Source organism: Sphingomonas sp. 66-10, from assembly GCF_001897045.1.
Taxonomy (GTDB): domain Bacteria; phylum Pseudomonadota; class Alphaproteobacteria; order Sphingomonadales; family Sphingomonadaceae; genus Sphingomonas; species Sphingomonas lycopersici.
In genome coordinates this window covers 125,487-126,667 of the sequence record NZ_MKRR01000134.1, presented here as the reverse complement: position 1 = coordinate 126,667, position 1,181 = coordinate 125,487, and the positions used below count along the sequence as shown (strand labels likewise).

Below are 1,181 nucleotides of genomic sequence, written 5' to 3'. Positions count from 1 at the left end.
GTTGTTCGGCGTGTCGAAGCAGGCCTATAACGGTACGCTCTATTATGACGACGGCCGGTTCAGCGCGCGTGTGATGGCGAGCTATCGCGGGGCATATATCGATGCCAATAGCGCGACCGGCAACGTCTTCGAAGGCTATGGCCCGACGACCAACCTCGATGCCTCGATGCGCTACAAGCTGACCGACGCGATCGAAGTATCGCTGGAGGGCAACAACCTGCTCGACACCTATCGCTATCGCTACACCGATATCGACGCGAACCGGAATTACGAGAACAACCATTTCGGGCGCACGATCCTGATCGGGGCGCGGTTCAAGATGTAAGCGAAACCATGTCGGGCATCACCCGCCGCGACGCGCTCGGCGCGACGCTCGCCACCGGCCTTGCCGCGCGCCTCCCTGCGACGGTGGCGCCGGCCTCGACCGATCCGGGCGAGACGATCGACCTCTGGCCGAACGGCGCGCCGGGGATACCGGCGACGCCGCCGCGCGAGACGATCGAGGAGCGCAGTCCCGATCCCGCGCTCCGCGACCGCGCGGTCTATGGCATCACGCGCCCGCGCATGATCGTCTTCCGCCCGGCGACCCCGAACGGGTCCGCGGTTCTCGTCACCCCGGGCGGCGGCTATCGCTGGGTGGTGATCGACAAGGAGGGGTATGAGATCGGGCGCTGGCTGTCGGCGCGCGGCTATACCGTGTTCGTCCTCTTCTATCGCTTGCCCGGCGAAGGCTGGGCGGCGGGGCCGGAGGTCGCTCTGTCGGACGCCCAGCGCGCGATGCGGCTGATCCGCGCCCGTGCGCGCGATTACGGCATCCGGCCGGAGCGGGTGGCGGCGATGGGCTTTTCGGCGGGCGGGCATGTCTGCGCCGATCTCGCGACCCGGTTCGCGCTGCCGACCTATACGCCGGTCGACGCCGCCGACGCGCTGAGCGCGCGCCCGGATATCGCCGCGCCGATCTATGCGGTGCAATCGATGGCCGCGCCGTTGGCGCATTCCGGCTCGCGCCGGTTGCTGATCGGCGCCGATGCTTCGCCAGCGCTCGAACGGCGTCACACGCCGGCCGCCAACGTCACGCGCGATACGCCGCCCTGTTTCCTGCTTCATGCCGACGACGATGATGTCGTGCCGGCCGAAAACAGCATCGAATTGCGCGCGGCGCTGAAGCGCGCGGGGGTGGC

At 68.3% G+C, this 1,181-nt stretch carries 1 protein-coding gene and 1 pseudogene; both read left to right on the top strand.

The features are described from left to right. Positions 1-325 (top strand): annotated as a pseudogene (locus BGN95_RS16835) (TonB-dependent receptor); the annotation flags it as partial. An 8-nt stretch (positions 326-333) separates the two neighbouring features. Then, positions 334-1,181: alpha/beta hydrolase (locus BGN95_RS16830; protein ID WP_286773423.1), on the top strand; the 848-nt coding region annotated here is incomplete at its 3' end.